The organism is Methylacidiphilum kamchatkense Kam1 (assembly GCF_007475525.1).
GTDB classification, from domain to species: domain Bacteria; phylum Verrucomicrobiota; class Verrucomicrobiia; order Methylacidiphilales; family Methylacidiphilaceae; genus Methylacidiphilum; species Methylacidiphilum kamchatkense.
The window spans coordinates 694,921-708,826 of sequence record NZ_CP037899.1 but is presented as its reverse complement, the minus strand read 5'-3'; the positions used below and the strand labels follow the sequence as shown (position 1 = coordinate 708,826).

Annotated in this window: 16 protein-coding genes; 8 read left to right on the top strand and 8 right to left on the bottom strand. The window is 40.2% G+C overall.

Translation table 11 applies throughout. The features are described 5' to 3' along the window. Window positions 1–216 precede the first annotated feature (216 nt). On the top strand, window positions 217–660 hold the full coding sequence (gene accB, locus kam1_RS03315) for an acetyl-CoA carboxylase biotin carboxyl carrier protein (RefSeq protein WP_039721133.1): 444 nt from the start codon (window positions 217–219) through the stop codon (window positions 658–660). Window positions 661–690: 30 nt separating this feature from the next. Here accB and kam1_RS03310 read toward each other — a convergent pair whose 3' ends face one another. Continuing rightward, window positions 691–1,275, bottom strand: a complete 585-nt coding sequence (locus kam1_RS03310; RefSeq protein WP_039721349.1) for a D-sedoheptulose-7-phosphate isomerase — start codon at window positions 1,273–1,275, stop codon at window positions 691–693. Window positions 1,276–1,336: 61 nt separating this feature from the next. Here kam1_RS03310 and kam1_RS03305 point away from each other — a divergent pair, with 61 nt between their 5' ends. Beyond that, window positions 1,337–2,446: an LptF/LptG family permease gene (locus tag kam1_RS03305; protein ID WP_039721134.1), complete on the top strand. Its 1,110-nt coding sequence runs from the start codon at window positions 1,337–1,339 to the stop codon at window positions 2,444–2,446. A gap of 6 nt (window positions 2,447–2,452) precedes the next feature. Here the strand turns inward: kam1_RS03305 and kam1_RS03300 are convergent, their stop codons facing one another. After that, window positions 2,453–3,979, bottom strand: coding sequence for a peptidylprolyl isomerase (locus kam1_RS03300; protein ID WP_039721135.1), 1,527 nt, complete (start codon window positions 3,977–3,979; stop codon window positions 2,453–2,455). Window positions 3,980–4,098: 119 nt separating this feature from the next. On the opposite strand from kam1_RS03300, the gene lnt reads away from it, so the two are divergent. Continuing rightward, window positions 4,099–5,682, top strand: coding sequence for an apolipoprotein N-acyltransferase (gene lnt / locus kam1_RS03295; RefSeq protein WP_143958249.1), 1,584 nt, complete (start codon window positions 4,099–4,101; stop codon window positions 5,680–5,682). Window positions 5,683–5,806: 124 nt separating this feature from the next. Then, window positions 5,807–6,286: a phosphate-starvation-inducible PsiE family protein gene (locus tag kam1_RS03290; protein ID WP_039721350.1), complete on the top strand. Its 480-nt coding sequence runs from the start codon at window positions 5,807–5,809 to the stop codon at window positions 6,284–6,286. A gap of 114 nt (window positions 6,287–6,400) precedes the next feature. Here kam1_RS03290 and hpt read toward each other — a convergent pair whose 3' ends face one another. The 5 genes from hpt to ribH form a co-directional block, all read right to left on the bottom strand. Continuing rightward, on the bottom strand, window positions 6,401–6,964 hold the full coding sequence (hpt, locus tag kam1_RS03285) for a hypoxanthine phosphoribosyltransferase (RefSeq protein WP_052250448.1): 564 nt from the start codon (window positions 6,962–6,964) through the stop codon (window positions 6,401–6,403). Beyond that, window positions 6,961–8,025 carry a bifunctional diaminohydroxyphosphoribosylaminopyrimidine deaminase/5-amino-6-(5-phosphoribosylamino)uracil reductase RibD gene (ribD, locus tag kam1_RS03280; RefSeq protein WP_039721136.1) on the bottom strand — a complete coding sequence of 355 codons (1,065 nt, stop codon included), beginning with the start codon at window positions 8,023–8,025 and terminating at the stop codon, window positions 6,961–6,963. Before ribD ends, hpt begins: the two co-directional genes overlap by 4 nt. A 10-nt stretch (window positions 8,026–8,035) precedes the next feature. Then, window positions 8,036–8,884, bottom strand: coding sequence for a signal recognition particle-docking protein FtsY (gene ftsY, locus kam1_RS03275; protein ID WP_039721137.1), 849 nt, complete (start codon window positions 8,882–8,884; stop codon window positions 8,036–8,038). A gap of 25 nt (window positions 8,885–8,909) precedes the next feature. Next, window positions 8,910–9,353: a transcription antitermination factor NusB gene (gene nusB, locus kam1_RS03270; RefSeq protein ID WP_079254237.1), complete on the bottom strand. Its 444-nt coding sequence runs from the start codon at window positions 9,351–9,353 to the stop codon at window positions 8,910–8,912. A gap of 310 nt (window positions 9,354–9,663) precedes the next feature. Next, window positions 9,664–10,098, bottom strand: coding sequence for a 6,7-dimethyl-8-ribityllumazine synthase (gene ribH / locus kam1_RS03265; protein ID WP_039721138.1), 435 nt, complete (start codon window positions 10,096–10,098; stop codon window positions 9,664–9,666). A 95-nt stretch (window positions 10,099–10,193) separates the two neighbouring features. Here ribH and kam1_RS03260 point away from each other — a divergent pair, with 95 nt between their 5' ends. From kam1_RS03260 to kam1_RS03245, 4 genes are all read left to right on the top strand, one after another. Further along, on the top strand, window positions 10,194–11,159 hold the full coding sequence (locus kam1_RS03260; protein WP_039721139.1) for an acetyl-CoA carboxylase carboxyltransferase subunit alpha: 966 nt from the start codon (window positions 10,194–10,196) through the stop codon (window positions 11,157–11,159). An 81-nt stretch (window positions 11,160–11,240) separates the two neighbouring features. Further along, window positions 11,241–12,080: a CPBP family intramembrane glutamic endopeptidase gene (locus kam1_RS03255; RefSeq protein WP_244946150.1), complete on the top strand. Its 840-nt coding sequence runs from the start codon at window positions 11,241–11,243 to the stop codon at window positions 12,078–12,080. Beyond that, complete coding sequence (locus kam1_RS03250) at window positions 12,017–12,715, top strand: ComF family protein (protein ID WP_039721141.1); 699 nt, start codon at window positions 12,017–12,019, stop codon at window positions 12,713–12,715. The genes kam1_RS03255 and kam1_RS03250 overlap by 64 nt, the downstream gene beginning before the upstream one ends. 5 nt (window positions 12,716–12,720) lie before the next feature. Continuing rightward, a complete protein-coding gene (locus kam1_RS03245) occupies window positions 12,721–13,062 on the top strand; it encodes a hypothetical protein (protein ID WP_039721142.1) in 342 nt (113 codons plus the stop codon). Window positions 13,063–13,303: 241 nt separating this feature from the next. On the opposite strand, the gene kam1_RS03240 is transcribed toward kam1_RS03245, so the two are convergent. Continuing rightward, window positions 13,304–13,891, bottom strand: coding sequence for a hypothetical protein (locus kam1_RS03240; protein WP_039721143.1), 588 nt, complete (start codon window positions 13,889–13,891; stop codon window positions 13,304–13,306). Window positions 13,892–13,906 lie beyond the last annotated feature (15 nt).

Here is a 13,906-nt window from a genome sequence, read left to right as displayed (position 1 = left end):
AACAAGAGTACAAAAGAAGGGAAAAAAATTGACAGAATTGGAGAAAAACAAGAGAAAAAGAGGAAGGATGGAATACCTAAGTTGAATGTTTAGTTACCGAACATTTTTTCAGCCAAGTAAGAACCAATACAATAGAATTAACGAAATGAATTGATTGGAAAGAGATTTTGCACAAAATGAGAAGCATCGGTTTAAGAAAAAAGGGGAACAAATGATATGGATATAGCTAAAATTGCTGAACTTATCGAACTGATGGTAAAAAACAATCTAAATGAAATAGAGATCGAAGAAGAAAACATCAAACTGAGGCTTCGAAAAGACTTTCCTCCACATCCTCCATTGGTCTCTGCTCCTCCTTCTTCTGGCGGACATCTGGTCGAAGTCAAAGACAAAGAACCATCTTTACTTGCTTCTCCCAAGTTTACAGAAATTCGCTCGCCTATGGTAGGCATATTTTATCGATCCCCTTCTCCCAATGCCCAGCCCTACGTAGAAGTTGGGCAAGAAGTCACAGAAGATACTGTAGTATGCATTATAGAAGCGATGAAAGTCATGAACGAAATTAAAGCGGAAGTTCATGGGATCATTACAGAGGTGCTAGCAGAAAATGGTAAGCCTGTAGATTTTAATAAGCCTTTGTTCAAAGTAAAACTGCTCTAATCTGCCTGTATAATAAAGTTTATCTAGCTATTAGATACTGATTTTCCAAGATTCAATAATCTCTAAAAGGGCATGCACAGCCCAACAATGCATTTCTTGTATTCTTGAGGGATTTTCACTCGGTACGATCCAGGACAGATCGACCTGTCTGCATAGCTCTCCTCCTCCGTTTCCCAGAAAAGCAATTGAAAACATACCCCTATTCCTGGCTGATTGCGCCGCCTTAATGAGATTTCGAGAATTACCGCTTGTAGAAAAAAGGATCAACAGATCTTCTGGATATCCAAGAGCTTCTATTTGTCTTGAAAAGATTTCTTCAAATCCAAAATCATTTGCAATACAACTAAGCGTGGATCCATCGGATGCTAAAGAGATAGCCGCTAAAGGCGCTCTTTTGGTTCGAAATTTTCCCAAGAGTTCTTCTGCAAAATGCATAGCTTGAGCAGCACTTCCTCCGTTGCCAGCACAAAGGAGCTTTCCATTTTTTTTGAAACATTCGAGCAGTTTATCAGCAATTCTAGAGAGAATATCCACAGAATCCATCATCATATTGGAAGCTAGCTGGCGTAGCTGCTCTAGTTCTCTTTCTATAATTTGGGTTGAATTGACCGACATTTTTTCCATATTCTTGTAAAAAAAGGGTTAGCTTGTCCATCATAATTCAAGTGGTTCCATAATGAAAAAAATTTTGTTCCGCTATCTTTTTAAAGGTTTCCTCTATCCCTTACTCTTTACGATCCTTGCGTTTTGTTCGCTTGTGATCATTGCCGATCTTTTTGGATCATTAGAAGATTTCATTCAAAACAAAGCCACGGCGCGTCAGATTTTTAATTATTATGTAGCTTATCTTCCAGCCGTAGTGATCATGATTGTTCCGCCTGCTTCCCTTTTTGCTTCTCTTTATTTTCTCATGCAGCTTCACAGACATGGTGAATTTGTTGCCATGCAAGCCTGTGGTGTTCCATTGCAAAAAATCTTTTCCCCTTTTTTGATAATCGGTCTTATTATGACGGTCTTTCTTATCGCCCTACAGCTTGGTCCAGGTGGCAATTCACAGGCAAAAAGAGATCAAATCATGGAGGATATCAAAGGAAACAAAGGATCGGTTCATGCTGTCCGTGGCATCATTTACAGGGAAAAGGCAGAAAAAAGAATATGGTATTTCCGCCAGCTAGATTTTGTCAAAAATCAGGGAGAAGACGTTGAAGTCGTTGTTCAAGAAGATTCTGGGAAAGACTTGAAAAAATACTTTGCTCGTACAGCCATCTGGAAAGATGGCCACTGGATCCTTAACGATGTCAATCGCATCGACTATGACAGCTCAAGTAATTTTCTTCAAAGCACCTATTTTGAGTCTCTTTCCCTTATTTCCTGGACAACGCCTCCCAGACAAATGGTGGCGCTTGAAAAAAAACCGCGTGATCTAAATGCCTCAGAGTTATGGAAACTGATTGAGAATCCAGGAAATATCCAAAAAACACTCCTTGCTCCCTATCAAGTCCAATTCTATACTCTCATTGCCGAACCTCTATCAGTCCTTGTCCTTCTTCTTATTGGGTTAGCAGAAGGAGGAAGACTTAGTAGCAGACATCCGGCTGCAGGAGTTTTTAATGCCCTTTTTATTCTTATCGCCTTTTATTTGATCTTCCACTTTTTTCAGATTTTAGGTCAAGGCATGAGAATTCCCCCAGCTATTGCAATTTTTACCCCGTTATGTGTTTTTGCTACCATTTCTCTATTTAGAATTGCTCCTCTTTTTGGAATCCGGCTATTTGAGAAAAGCTAAAACAACTTACTGATCTTGTATACTAGCGGTTTGCAACAAAGAAGCAGGAGGCATATAACCTGGCTGTTTGCTTCTCCATAACACCCATTCCTCTAGGAATGCTTGCCTTCTGCTCATAAGCAGATCTTTTTCAAGCTTGTTTTTAATTTCCATCTCATTGGGCAATGCCGGAGCAAAACGGTTCTGTAGATACACAAACACCCCACCTTCCGGTGTAGGCAGAAAACGACTTAACCGCGATGGTTCCAATAGCTGACAAGCAAATCCTATTTCAGCAGCGGCTTTTAAGTCTTTTGGAGGATCAACAGGAATAAAAGAAGGAGGCTTTTCTATCAAAAGTCCTTGAGCCCTAGCTACTTGTTCGATGTCCCTCCCCTCTTTCAGCGCCTTATTTAGCTCTTTTTCAATAGCGGTCGATTTTTCGAAAAGAGCTTCTAAGGCTTTCTTTCGCTTAAGCTTTTCTTCAATGATGGATTTTACTTGCTCAAAAGGCCGCAACACCCCTTTTTCTACTCCAAGGAGAACGATGACATAATATCCTTTGGAAGTTTCAATCGGATCACTAACAGGCTTTTCTTGAGAGAGTTCAAAAACGGCTTTGGCAAATTTTTCAGGTTCCTCTACCTCCGTAGGAGGATGATCTAAAGAAAAAAAGGGAGTAAGGCGGTAAGAAAGATTTTTTTCCTTAGCTATCTTTTCAATCTCAGCAGCTTGAGAAGATTCCATTAGTCTCACAGTATCTACTGAAAAATCTTCGGCTTTTTCTAAAAGCTTCCTTTTGGCCTCTTCAAGGTCTTTTCCTTTTAGAGATTGCCATTCTGGAGGAAAAGGAAAAAACACATAGCCCGCTTTTCTTTTTTCTGCCGTATAATATTCCGGATCCTTGGAATGGCTTTTATATTCTTTTTCAATTTCTTCGGGTTTCACTTGAAGACCTTGCATAAAAGGATCGATGTTGAGCCTGAATAGAACCACCTGCACAGCCCCAAAAGTCATATTATAAATTTCATCTAATTCCCCTGAAACAACTTCTACAGGGGCAACTAAAACTTTTTTAACCTCTCCAATCAAAAGCTCTTCATGCATCACCTGCAGAAATCTTTCTTCAGTTATACCTTGTGGAACCAAGAAGGAAGAAACAAAACGTTGATAAATTGCAGGATCATATTTTCCCTCCTTCTGAAGAAAGGGAAGCTGCTGAATGAATTGAACCACTTCTTCTTCAGGAACCAAGCAATGCAACTCTTTTGCGGCTTGTAGGAAAAGCAATCGCGTCCAGGCCATTTGATCGAGTATTTGCTGGAGATTTTCCCCATAAGGTTGATTCCCAGAACTCAAGGCAATCTCTATCGAGCTGGCTTGCCTAGCTAATCTGAACGTTTCTAATGAAATGCTCTTGCCGGCAATTTTGGCAACTGACGGATTTTTTAATCCGCTCATTGCGGGTATGTTAAAAAACAGCAAGAAGGAGACGCCAATGACAGCAAGCACAACTACAAGCAACCACGAATGCGTACGCAATATTTTCAACATATTTCGTTCTTATCCTCATTAGCTATATTTCTTTGGAATACGCATAAAAGAGAAAAAGGAGAAGAAAAGAAAATTCCTTTTTTCATTCACTTTAATTTTCATAAGTTTTAAAACCATCCATGGAAAATCTTAAAATAAAAGAAAAAAAAACAAAACAGATCTTCTCTGCGAGAATTTTCTTCTTTTTCATTGTTCCATCTTTATCTGGGGTTGGGATGGCTTTTTCTTTCAGTCCTCATGTTTCTTTTCTTTTCAGCTGGATTAGCCTTATTCCGCTTTTTGCCGCAGCTGATTACTATAAGGAAAAGCCCTGGACAAGATTTTGGAGTGGTTATCTTAGTGGCATATTCTTTTTTTCTCTGTCTTTCTGGTGGATTGGTTATGTCACCATTTTAGGAACGGCTGCTTTGGTTGCTTACCTCTCTTTCTATCCAGCTCTCTGGCTTTTGGCCTTAGGAAGACCGATTGTTCAATTTTCTTCCTACTCTTCAAAAACCAATCTCCTCAATGCTTTAAACGGTGCTAGTCTGTGGATTCTATTGGAATGGGTCAGAAGTTGGCTATTCAGTGGTTTTTCATGGAATGAACTAGGAGTGAGTGCTTATAAAAGTCCCCTTCTTATCCAAATCTGTAGCCTTGGCGGCGTCCTGAGCCTTTCTTGGCTTATCGCTACCATTAATGGACTTATCTTCTTTTCCTTCCGATCGCTTTATCGACAGCTTGCCTCCCATTCTTTTTATTTTCCAAAACTAGAATTACTGTCGTTGCTGCTACTTTTAGCTCTTTGTATTTTTTATGGAGCACATCGCTTACATCCTCCTTCGGAACAGCCAGCTTTTAAGCTCCGGTATGCAGCCATTCAACCGAACATCCCTCAGGATTTAAATATTACGATCGACCCCGAAGCGGCTTTTCTGGAAGAAATCACTTTAAGCAGACAATCTTTAAGCTATTTTCCAGATCTTATATGCTGGCCAGAAAGCCCGTTTGGCTTGGATTTTTTTTCATCTCCAAAACTTCTTGAACCAATTCGCAAGCTGCAGCAAGCACAGCCCTTTTCTTTTCTCTCTGGATCCTTTAAAGCCACAGGTGAAGAACTTTTCAATGTAGCGGTCCTACTCAAATATCCTCAAGAAGAGCTAGAACTGTATGCAAAAAATCGGCTTGTTCCCTTCGGGGAATTTATTCCCTTTGCTAACATTTTTCCATTCCTGCGCAAACTCGTTCCTTTCCAGGTTGATCTTACCCCAGGGAAAACATCCAATATCTTTTCTTTGGATAATCCTAAACTCAAAATTGCTCCCCTTATCTGCTTTGAAGATACGATCGCCAGTTATGTACGAAAAATGGCCGTTCAAAAACCTGATCTTATGATCGATATCACAAATGATGGATGGTTTAAGGACTCACCAGGTGCCTTTCTCCACATGATTAACGCACTATTTCGAACAGTTGAACTGGATACTCCCTTACTCCGATGTACAAACACCGGGGTATCTGTATGGATAGACCAACGAGGAAGAATAATTAATATTCTTAAAAAAGATGGGAAACTTGTCGAATGTAAAGGAATAATGCTAGGAGAAGCTCGCTGGCATCAACCAGCCGAAACTTTATATAAAAAGTTTGGAGACTGGATCGTCGCTTTGGCCTTATTAACCTTGAGTTTTTCTTCTTTTTCTAAAATAAGAAAGGTTTCTTGAAATCCAAACCACCTTTGAACTCTTGGTATTCCATTTGACAGATGATGCTACTCAGCTTATTATTACAATTTCTTGTAGATCTTCCATAGTTTGTTTCCCAAATTTAGAACAGGAACTCACTGGAATGCAAAAAGTTCTGCTCCACTTTTTTCGGATTTCGGTCGCAATTGCTTTTAATCTCATCATTTTTTTGCTTCTTATTGGATTGGCGGTTGAGATCGTTCGTAGCGTATGGGAATTAGCTCCAGGTTTAGCAAAAAACAGGGCGAATTTAAATTTTCGCGATCTTGTTGAACGGACTCTTTCTCTAGTTGTTATCCTCGAGCTATTACGCGCTTTTGTCGAATATTTCCAATTTGACCGTATTCGACTTCACGTGCTTTTGGAAGCCGGAGCGGCCTTTGTACTTCGGGAGCTCATGCTCCTACTATTCGATGAAAAGATCTCGGGAATCCATATTTTGATATGGAGTCTTGCGGTTCTTATCCTTGTCTTGGCACGAACCGTCGCCCTTTTTTTCCCCCCTGTCCTCATCTCTTCCACTAAGCGAATGCTTTCTAACACCCAACAAAAAGAGCCAAAAGAAGACCAAACCAGTTATTAAGCCTAAAGCATTCCAGTGTTATATTGAGTTGATACCTATCATACAGAGTGGGCACCTCAAACAAGAATACAACTTCTAGAGCCACGCATAAAACATGCACATTCCAGCTTATGTCTATTTTTGGATTAGAGAAAAAGATCGTATCGATTTGAGCCCCCTATACATCCCCTCAAAATCTAGTCCATATCCTACGACAAAAACATCCGGTATTTCGAATCCTACCCATTTTGGTTGGATCGGCTTTTGCTCTTTTTTTAGCTTTTTTAAAAGCACACAAAACTCAACATTCAATGCCCCTGAATCATAAAGTTTTTCTTTAACTGCACTTAATGTCTGGCCTGAGTCAAGGATATCGTCTATGACAAGAATGTTTTTTGCTTCAAACTTTTTTTTGTCTATCCATTCTAGTCCTTGAATACGTCCTGTGGAAACTGTTCCAGTATAGCTTTTAAGCTGTAAAAACTCGACTTCTGTCCGCAACGGTAAATTTTTAAGGAGATCTGCAACGAAAAAGAGCGAACCATTCAAAAGCCCTAAAATCATAAAAGGCCTTTTTCGATACGCTTCTCGAATTTCTGACGAAAGTTCGAGGATTCTCTTTTGAATTTTTTCCTCTGAAAGTAACACACGCCCAATTTTATAGGATAACCTAGCGTTTGGCTTATTAAATGTATTCATACATTAGCAGGGTTAATAGCTTGATTGCGAATCTCTTCAAGGAACTGAGCGCCCTTTAATAAAAGTCCGTGACAATAAATATCCCCTTTTAAATCTTCCCAAGATGGATTGATCAAAGGAATAGGACTAGACAAAGCCTTTGATGCAATCATAGAATTGCTCCATTCGGTGTGATGGGCTTTGCCTATAATCAGTGGAGAAAGAAAAAATGCCACCTCATGCATGAGTCCTTTAGAAAGAAAAGCCTGAAAAATCGTTTTTCCTCCTTCCACAAGTAAAGTGGCAACGGTCCTTGAACCCAACTCTTCTAAAACCATCTCTAAAGGAACTCTAACAAAGAGTAAGGTTCTTTCTTTAAAAGAATCAGTAAAAAGAAAAAGTTCTTTCGGCAGGCTTCCCGAAAGACTCACAATGGCTCTCCAAGGTTGGACTTTGTATTTTTTATCTACATGCCGGATAGTCAACAGAGGGTTATCATGCCTGGCTGTCTGAGCGCCAATTAAAATACCGTCGGAAACCATCCTTAGTTTATGAGCAACTGTTCGTGCTGGAAGCCCAGAAATCCATTTCTCATCTCCTATCCCAGCAGAAAAGCTTCCATCAATAGCCATAGCCATCTTGCCTATCACCCAGGGCGTTCCAGTTACAATCCAATGATAAAATCCTCGATTAAGAAAAATTGCCTCTGGAAGGATTTCCCATGAAAAATCGATCCCCTGAGCACGAAAAATCTCCATGGCTCTCGGCTTATTTTTAGGATTGGGATCCGGAGAACCAGCCACAACCCGACTTATTTTCTCTTCAATAATTCGCAAACTGCAGGGAGGGGTTTTTCCCCAGCATGTACAAGGCTCCAGGGTTACATACAAAGTAGAGCCACTGACTGAGTAGCCATGCCTCTTGGCATCTTCTATAGCTTCGATTTCTGCATGAGGAGCTCCAGCTTTTTTATGATAACCCTTTCCAATGATTCCCCCATTCTTTACAATCACAGCACCCACAGAGGGATTAGGGCTAGTTAAACCTTCCCCTAAAAGAGCCAGTTTAAAGGCTTCTTGCATCCAGTAACGATCATCGAGAGAAAAACTCTTCAATAAAACCCTCCGGACTAAATGCTTCCAAAGCCTCTAGGTTTTCTCCACGACCAATAAACAAGGTTGGTATACCTAGTTCATATTTAACAGCAGCGATCATTCCTCCTTTAGCGGAACTATCGAGTTTGGTTACAACCATTGCGCTTAGTCCTAAAGCCTCGTGAAATTCTCTGGCTTGAACTAAGACATTAGATCCAGAAGTCCCATCGACAACCAATAAAACAAAAAGTGGGACCTGGCCAGATGCTTTTTCTAATGTCTTTTTAATTTTCCCTAATTCCAACATGAGGTTTTTCTTGTTTGCTTGTCTGCCTGCCGTATCAACAATCAAATAATCAGCCTGAGATTGGGATGCTTGGCTATAAGCTCTAAAAGCAACACTGGCAGCGTCTGCTCCTTCTTTTGCTGAGATGACTGGTAGCTCAAGCTTCTCAGCCCAAATTTTCAGCTGTTCGGTTGCTGCAGCTCTAAAGGTATCACAGGCAGCCAAATAGACTTTTTTTCCTTCGCTCTTGAACTTATATGCGAGTTTTGCCGCTGTAGTCGTTTTGCCCCCTCCATTAACCCCTACAAGAAGAATCACACCTGGCTGGCCAATAGGAAAAGAAAGGTTACCGTTGCCAAGAATAGCGATAAGCTCATTGCGGATTCTTTTTTCGGCTAGATCCGTTCTATTCAATAATTTTTCTTTTTCAAGCAAACTATAAAGCTTTTGGGATAGATTTATCCCCAAGTCTGATTCGATCAGTATAGCTTCCCAATCTACCTGTTCTTTTTGACCAATAAGTGTTGTAAATTTTCCTACTAAGTTTTTCCAAAATGACATAACTTCATCCCATTATCCATGCCTTCTAGCTACTTGTTACCCAAGCTTGTCTACCAGATTCCTTGCGGATCGCATCAAGTACCCCATTAACAAATTTTCCAGATGCCTCTGTACTATATTTTTTGGCAATTTCAACCGATTCGTTAATAGTTACCGCTGGAGGAATATCTTTTCTGTAAAGAATCTCATAGATGCCTAGCATGAGGATACACTTATCCACAATAGCTAGCCGGTCGAGACTCCAGTTTTTGATATAACTGTTGATCTTTTCTTCAATCGTTTTTTTCCTTTTTATAATATCTCTAATCCATTCTTCTACAACTTTTTTATCCTCCTCCTTTATCTCTGCCACATCCCAAAAAAGGCTAAGTATCTGTTCAAAAGGACTCTCTTTGTTCATTTCCCACTGATAAAGAAATTGAATAATAAGTTCTCGAATTTTACGCCTGCTTGTCATTTGAAGAATCATTCCCTTAAGGTTTAGTTAAAATGATAGCAGAAGATTGTCAGACACGGGATCATAATATTCTATTTAATTCCAATAAAAACAAAATAATCCTCCTTTGGCCGACATAGAAAAAAAACACGGAAGAATAAAATGGAAAATTAGAATGCTTCTAAAGAAGAAAATAAACACTGAAAAAGAAGGGAAAAATTAAACAGAAAATGGAAGCAAAAATAAAAGAGAGACAATGAGAAGGCTATCTCTTCAAGGAAAAAGAAATGGGCTAGTTATTTAAGCAGACCTGATCGTGACTTTCAATATCTTAAAACTGAAACTATGCTTCGGGGTTGTCAAATTTCAGTGACAATACTTCCAAGGCCGTTTTTGCTCCTTCTATTCCTCGGTTGAGCTTGCCCATTGTCCGTGCCTTAGCCTGGGATTCAGTACGTATCGAAAGCACTTCGTGAATGACTGGAAGATCGTTTTCAAGCCCTATCCTCATCAAAGCATCCGTACAAGCTCGAAGGATTTCAGCCGCATGTGCTGTCTTTCCTTGCCAGACGATCCCAAAGCAGAGAATGCAGTCATAAATTTTTTTGCGGGCAAGTCTTTGGGCCTGCAGTGGAATTTCGAATGCCCCCGGCACCCAAAGGACATCAACTTTGTGTCCTTGAAGGATATCCAAAGCTGACTCAACAAGCCGACTAGTATATTCCTTATGATAGGAACTAACTATTATAGCAAAACGAAACAGTGCCTTCTGATCCATATATTGTTCTAGATTCTATGAAAAGACATGATAAAATATAATCACATTTGGAATTTTATTACTGTTTGCTAGCAACAATATAAATCTATCCTTCTATGCATTCTAACGGCTATTTGGATTTCGAAAAGCCCATTGTTGAAGTAATCGAACAAATTGAACGATTAAAGATCAACAATGGTTTATCCGCTGAAGAACTTGAAAAACAAAGAAATATTCTAAATACCAAACTCGAAGAACTAAAAAAAACGATTTATTCTAGTCTAAGTCCATGGCAAAGGGTTCAAATTGCTCGCCATCCTAAAAGACCCTATTTTCTAGATTACATCAAAAGGTTATCCTCCGATTTTTTTGAACTTAATGGAGACAGACTCTTTGGCAACGATTTGTCTATCGTCGGGGGCTTACTGACCATTGATGGAATAAAAGCAATGGCAATAGGCCAAATGAAAGGAAGAACACTCAAAGAAAACCTAGCCAGGAATTTCGGTTGTCCTCTTCCCGAAGGTTATAGAAAAGCCTTAAGACTGATGAAACTAGCCAATAAGTTTCATCTTCCTATTATTACATTCATTGACACAGCGGGAGCTTACCCTGGAATTGGATCAGAAGAAAGGCATGTTGGAGCGGCCATAGCTACGAATCTTATGGAAATGTCAGGTTTAACAGTGCCCATTGTTTCGGTGGTTATTGGCGAGGGAGGGAGTGGTGGGGCTTTAGGTATAGGGGTTGCTGACAGAATTTTGATGATGGAAAATGCCTATTATTCGGTGATCTCTCCTGAAGGATGTGCAGCTATTCTATGGAAAGATAAAAAGCATGCTCCACAAGCCGCAAAATTACTGAAACTAACTGCTCAAGAGCTGCTTGAACTTGGGATTATAGACCAGATCATTCCTGAACCTCAAGGAGCTGCTCACTGGGATTGGGATCAAGCCACCGAAATCCTTAAGGAGTATATTCTTTCAAATATAAAAGCGCTAAAAGCCCTAAGCCCTAAGGAACTGTTAGAAAAACGATACCTCCGTTATAGGAAAATAGGTCAGTGGATAGAAAAGCTCTAGAAAAAGGAGGAAGCGTTTCCTTTCTCTTTTTTCTTTAAAGTCCTTTCGTTTTTCCTTTACCTTATCGAGGTGGTTTTTTTATTGGTCCTGATTTTTTTTTCTTTTATCTTAGCAGCAGCCATAAGTCCTTTTGCCTATCTTCTTTTTTCCTCGATAAGCGGCCCTCTTTCTTTTGTCCGTTTTTATCACAAAATCCTCGAAATCATTTTGCTGGCAGGAGTTTTTCTTTTTCGAAAGCGTCTTGGCCTCTACCGCTGGGAAGATATAGGTTTTAAAAGACCAGTCTTTAGGCCCCTTTTGTATGGCTTAGGATGGGCCATAGGCATAGTTGGCTTTTCTTTTGTTATCGAACCAGATATTCTTGGCAACATCAGTCGTTTTCCCCAAGCCACAGGTTCAATAGAAGATAGTCTCAAAATTTTCTCCAAAGCGGCCGCAGTAGCCTTGATTGAAGAGGTAATGATGAGAGGAATACTGCTTGGAGTTTTTCTGAGATCCATTGGAGAGCTCCCTGCTCTGGTTGCTAGTTCAGGAGTTTTTGCTCTTTCCCATTTTTTGAACAATCAACCGCAAAATTATCCTGATTTCCATCTCAACCTGGGGAGTGGTTTCCGAGTCCTACTGGAGATGTTTCAACCAGTGCTACGCCTAGAATGGATTTCTATTCAAGGACTCATTTTATTTTTGCTCGGCCTCCTTTTAGGAATAGCCTATATAAATGGGAAAAACATATGGCAGCCCATTGGAATCCATGGGGGCATTGTTTTTTTGGTACATTCCCAAAGTTGGATAGAACCTGAAAGGCTACTATCTGATAGTAAAGAAAGTGTCATACTGGTAATTTTTTCTGCTATATTATGGATCTTTTACAGAAAATACTCTGGGAAATCCAAAGGGAAGCTCAATGTTTTCTTTCTTTAATTTATCCACCACCCAAGCTTCCCAACATGCCTATCTACCCTCTGGATCCTCCTTTTTGTTATCACTGTTGCCAACCCTTTCCTAAAGAATTACCTAATTTTAAAAACTGTAAAATTTGCTCGGCCCAGCCTAGGTCTTTTCTTTTTGCAAGAGCAGGATTTGTCTTCAGTGGACTTGTCCAAGAAGTGATTCAGCGGGTAAAATACCGCAACGAATACTATCTTATTGGTATTCTTGAAGAATGGTTAGAAAAAGGGTACAAAAAGTATATTGGTGGCTGGCGTTGTCATGGAGTTGTTCCAGTTCCATTGCATCCTAAGAAATTCAGAAAAAGAGGGTTTAATTTGGCTGAAGAACTCGCAATCTCCCTTTGCCGACGTCAACAGTTAGAATACTTACCAGCTTTGAAAAGAGTCAAGTTTAGTCAGCAACAAACGGGTCTTTCTTTTCTAGAGAAATGTACTATCACAAGAGATAGCTTTAGACTGAAAAGGGGTTTTGACTTATTGGCCAAGAACTTATTGATTATAGACGATATAATGTTTACCGGGGCAACGGTTGAAGCATGCGCGGAAGTCTTGAAAAAAGAGGGCAGAGCTAAGGAAATAGCAGTTTTGACCGTTGCTAGAAACTGAGGAGCTTGAAAAACAGCAATCAGAAAAGACAACAACCACAAATTTCTTCTGGAGACAAAGTACTTGACATAGCAGAAGGGCTATGGACAAAAGGCCTTTCTTGTTGTTATTTGCTTTTCCATAACCTTCTTGTCACAATGGATGCGACCTCCAAAGGGAACATCCTCTTGCCTCAATCCGTTTCCGTAAGAGAAATTCCCTACATCCAGAAAGCATTGATCTTGATCATCGCCTTTTTCTCGTTCGAATTCCCTTCGATGGTCTTCTTCTTGTCACCATCTTCAAACTCTTCTGCTCTTCTTCAGCATCAGCAAGAGATCCTCGGCCATCTGAAGTGTACAGGCTGAAGCTTTTTTTATTAGGAATTCATACTTGATTACTAATTAGACATATCTTCAATCTAACTACCATAACAGTTTGCAGGTCTGGGATACCAACAAAAATGTCGCAAAGTACAATTAGGAAACACTCCAGTGTTCCATCGAATACAGGCAAACACAGGCTATTTAAAATATGGAGGTCATAGTAGTTCAGAAGGAAGAAGAACCATCCATAGGCGTTTTCGATACGGTATGAATCTGAAGGAAACTAGCGATCGGAAGCTGGTAGCGGTAAGTTAGGATCAAGGATATGTGCTTGGTGCTCTAGAGATGCTGCCTCAGCCATTTTCCCTTCCATCCGAAATGTAGCGGCATTATTCATAAGACAGAGAGCCAGTAGTTTCTTTTGCACCACAACCCCTTTGCCTCCACCGGCTCCCGCTTGGCGGTAAGTAGAACCAGCGCTATATCCACTAGACATTTCTCCCTGGCTTACCGCAGCACGACCAAGACCAATAGCTCGAGCAAACATCTTATGAGCTTCAGAGTATTTGCCTTCGGTCGCATAGACCACTCCAAGATTGTTATAGGGAAGGAGCAGACTGAATGAGCCAAAGCTAGCTCTCGCCATCATCGTATGAAGATCAGCTTCCGCTGCTTTTTCGGCATCTGCCACATGCCCTGAATGCAAAAGAGCCTGAGCCTGTTTACCCTCTCCATTAGCTCCAAGGATGAACTGTAGCTGCCATCTGGTGGAAGTGGACTTCGTCTCTTGCCTAGGGAATAATCCACAAAGAGGAATAGCAAAGAGAAAAAACAAAACCAAACCTCGAATTAGGAATCTGTGTGAGCTCATTGTATCTCTTTTCCG

Excerpts from the sequence above, each read along its gene's own strand:
- hpt (WP_052250448.1), bottom strand. The coding sequence starts at position 6,964 with ATGAATACATTTAATAAGCCAAACGCTAGGTTATCCTATAAAATTGGG.
- nusB (WP_079254237.1), bottom strand. The coding sequence starts at position 9,353 with ATGATTCTTCAAATGACAAGCAGGCGTAAAATTCGAGAACTTATTATT.
- kam1_RS03310 (WP_039721349.1), bottom strand. The coding sequence starts at position 1,275 with ATGTCGGTCAATTCAACCCAAATTATAGAAAGAGAACTAGAGCAGCTA.
- kam1_RS03260 (WP_039721139.1), top strand. The coding sequence starts at position 10,194 with ATGCATTCTAACGGCTATTTGGATTTCGAAAAGCCCATTGTTGAAGTA.
- lnt (WP_143958249.1), top strand. The coding sequence starts at position 4,099 with ATGGAAAATCTTAAAATAAAAGAAAAAAAAACAAAACAGATCTTCTCT.
- kam1_RS03305 (WP_039721134.1), top strand. The coding sequence starts at position 1,337 with ATGAAAAAAATTTTGTTCCGCTATCTTTTTAAAGGTTTCCTCTATCCC.
- accB (WP_039721133.1), top strand. The coding sequence starts at position 217 with ATGGATATAGCTAAAATTGCTGAACTTATCGAACTGATGGTAAAAAAC.
- kam1_RS03300 (WP_039721135.1), bottom strand. The coding sequence starts at position 3,979 with ATGTTGAAAATATTGCGTACGCATTCGTGGTTGCTTGTAGTTGTGCTT.
- kam1_RS03250 (WP_039721141.1), top strand. The coding sequence starts at position 12,017 with ATGGATCTTTTACAGAAAATACTCTGGGAAATCCAAAGGGAAGCTCAA.
- ftsY (WP_039721137.1), bottom strand. The coding sequence starts at position 8,884 with ATGTCATTTTGGAAAAACTTAGTAGGAAAATTTACAACACTTATTGGT.
- kam1_RS03290 (WP_039721350.1), top strand. The coding sequence starts at position 5,807 with ATGCAAAAAGTTCTGCTCCACTTTTTTCGGATTTCGGTCGCAATTGCT.
- ribD (WP_039721136.1), bottom strand. The coding sequence starts at position 8,025 with ATGCAAGAAGCCTTTAAACTGGCTCTTTTAGGGGAAGGTTTAACTAGC.
- kam1_RS03240 (WP_039721143.1), bottom strand. The coding sequence starts at position 13,891 with ATGAGCTCACACAGATTCCTAATTCGAGGTTTGGTTTTGTTTTTTCTC.
- ribH (WP_039721138.1), bottom strand. The coding sequence starts at position 10,098 with ATGGATCAGAAGGCACTGTTTCGTTTTGCTATAATAGTTAGTTCCTAT.